Raw genomic sequence first — 2,837 nt, forward strand, 5'->3', positions numbered from 1 at the left:
CTTAGCTCAGTAGGTAGAGCAACTGACTTGTAATCAGTAGGTCACCAGTTCGATTCCGGTAGTCGGCACCATTCTTTTGCCTCGATAGCTCAGTCGGTAGAGCAGAGGATTGAAAATCCTCGTGTCGGTGGTTCGATTCCGCCTCGAGGCACCATATTTGGTGCACTTGCTTCATAAGCAAGACACAAAAAAGAATAGTTCCTCCTTAGCTCAGTTGGTAGAGCGACGGACTGTTAATCCGCAGGTCGCTGGTTCGAGCCCAGCAGGAGGAGCCAATTTCTAGAATCTTACTTAAGTGAGATTTTAAAAACTGAAGAGATAATCTCTTCTAGAAAGAATACAGAGTGCCGACTTAGCTCAGTAGGTAGAGCAACTGACTTGTAATCAGTAGGTCACCAGTTCGATTCCGGTAGTCGGCACCATTCTTTTGCCTCGATAGCTCAGTCGGTAGAGCAGAGGATTGAAAATCCTCGTGTCGGTGGTTCGATTCCGCCTCGAGGCACCATATCTGGTGCACTTGCTTCATAAGCAAGACACAAAAAAGAATAATTCCTCCTTAGCTCAGTTGGTAGAGCGACGGACTGTTAATCCGCAGGTCGCTGGTTCGAGCCCAGCAGGAGGAGCCACTTTTAAAGCCGCATCACTTGATGCGGCTTTTTTGTATCTGCTTTATACGTCATTTCTCACTTTCCCATTTATCTGCACTTCATTTCTAAACATCAGCGAACATTAAATCCTTTCTTCAAAAATACTTATTTCACGCTAAAAATTTAATCCTCATCGTAATTTCAATACGCATTAGTATCCGAGCATATTTATCTTCACTAAGATGCCCAAGTTATTACATTTCTTCTTTTAGCTATGCCTTGCATAGTGATAACACTTTATTTGTGAGCTAAATATGAAACTAAAAACTCAAGCCTATTTATTATCTGCGATCATATTGCTAGCTCTCCTAGCTCTGACCGCAACGGGCTTATGGACACTTCGCGTCGCAAGTAACCTTGATAACAAAGCTCGAGTTACTGAGCTATTTAAAAGTGCGTACAGCATACTTACCGAAGTAGAAAAGATGGCTATCGAAGGCAAAATGCCGGAAGACGAAGCGAAAGCATTAGCCACTCGCCTACTTCGTAACAATATCTACAAAGACAACGAATACGTTTATGTCGCAGATGAAAATATGATGTTCATCGCCGCACCACTAGACCCTCAACTGCACGGAACCAGCTTCCATGACTTTAGAGATGGCAGTGGTAATAGCGTAGGCCAACTCATTCTAGATGTATTGGGGCACAAAACAGGTCAGATCGTTGAATATACCTGGAGCCAAAAACAAGCTGATGGCAGCATTGAAGAAAAACACTCGATAGCAGAAAAAACACCACACTGGGGCTGGGTTGTCGGTACAGGTATTGGCTTTAATGAAGTTAACGCACGTTTTTGGTCGACAGCACAATGGCAGCTTGTGCTGTGTCTGATTATCGCGGGAAGTATTCTAAGTGGCCTGATCATTTCGATTCGCAAAATGCTTCATCTACTTGGTGGAGAGCCTAACGACGTGCGTAAAGCAGTTCAAGCTGTCGCTCAAGGAGACATTCAGACCAGTTTTGATACTGTGGCACCGAGAGGAAGTATCTATCGTGCCGTGCAAGATATGAGTCAATCACTAGCTACTATGGTGACAAACCTAGAGAAGTCTATGCATGCACTGCGCGCAGAGTTGTTTGCCGTAGAGGCTCGATCAAATACGATTGCCGATCTTACCGTATCTCAGCAGCAATCAACGGCGATGATTGCCACTGCGATGACTGAAATGGCATCTTCAGCCAACCATGTTGCCAATTCAGCAAGCGACACCGCAAACAATACGGACGAGGCTGACAAACAAAGCCAACATACTCAGAAACTCATTCATAACACGGTTGAAAACATTCAAGGTTTAGCTTCTCAATTAAATACTGCGAGTAAAGCGGTCGCCGATCTAGATCAGGATGTAAATAATATTGTAAAAGTGCTCGATGTGATTGGTGATATTGCAGAGCAAACAAACCTATTGGCACTCAATGCAGCCATTGAAGCAGCACGTGCTGGAGAACAAGGCCGAGGCTTCGCAGTCGTTGCTGATGAGGTACGCAACCTAGCAGGACGCACACAAGACAGCACAAAAGAGATTCAGTATATGATCTCCAATCTGCAAGAAGGCTCTCGCAATGCCATTCACACAATGGAAATATGTGCAGAAACCAGTGAAAGCACTGTTACAGAGTCTAAGAATGCCTCTGAAGCTCTACAGCAAATTGTAACGGCGTTAGAATCTATCACCACAATGAGCCAGCAGATCGCTACTGCTGCCGCTGAGCAGACGCAGGTTAGCGATGATATTGCGCTACGCATAAACCTTATCGAGGAAAGCGGAGGCCAACTCAACTCTGTCGTAACCGAGAGCCAATCAAGTACTCAAAGTTTAGCTTCACTAGCGAATGAGCTAGAAGGTTGGGTAAACAAGTTCTCAGTAAAGCACTAGTTTAAAGTCAATTGTTCAATAAAAAGCACGTTTTCAGACGTGCTTTTTTGTTTTTATCGCCTTTATTTTGCAAGTGAACACACTATCAATGTTAAAACATCGCTTAAAGCATGGCGCATTGCTGCTAAAAACGCATAAAAACAGCCCACTCCGAGCACAAATTCATCAAACGATATTTTATTTTAATTTTATTGTTGACCTGAAAGCCGAAAAGCCTTTTAATACACCTCGTCGCCCGGATAGCTCAGTCGGTAGAGCAGAGGATTGAAAATCCTCGTGTCGGTGGTTCGATTCCGCCTCCGGGCACCAC

General features: G+C 44.3%; 1 protein-coding gene and 6 tRNA genes. All 7 read left to right on the forward strand.

Translation table 11 applies throughout. The features are described from left to right. Window positions 1-78: 78 nt before the first annotated feature. A tRNA-Phe gene (locus R7O12_RS23545) sits at window positions 79-154 on the forward strand. A gap of 45 nt (window positions 155-199) precedes the next feature. Further along, window positions 200-275, forward strand: a tRNA-Asn gene (locus R7O12_RS23550). Between the two features lie 71 nt (window positions 276-346). After that, a tRNA-Thr gene (locus tag R7O12_RS23555) sits at window positions 347-422 on the forward strand. A 7-nt stretch (window positions 423-429) separates the two neighbouring features. After that, window positions 430-505, forward strand: a tRNA-Phe gene (locus R7O12_RS23560). Window positions 506-550: 45 nt separating this feature from the next. Then, a tRNA-Asn gene (locus tag R7O12_RS23565) sits at window positions 551-626 on the forward strand. A 275-nt stretch (window positions 627-901) separates the two neighbouring features. Then, window positions 902-2,527 (forward strand): methyl-accepting chemotaxis protein, encoded by a 1,626-nt coding sequence (locus tag R7O12_RS23570; protein WP_258481683.1) that lies wholly within the window; start codon window positions 902-904, stop codon window positions 2,525-2,527. Between the two features lie 233 nt (window positions 2,528-2,760). Beyond that, window positions 2,761-2,836 (forward strand) — tRNA-Phe (locus tag R7O12_RS23575). Window position 2,837: the final 1 nt, after the last annotated feature.

Source organism: Vibrio sp. Vb1574, assembly GCF_033338675.1.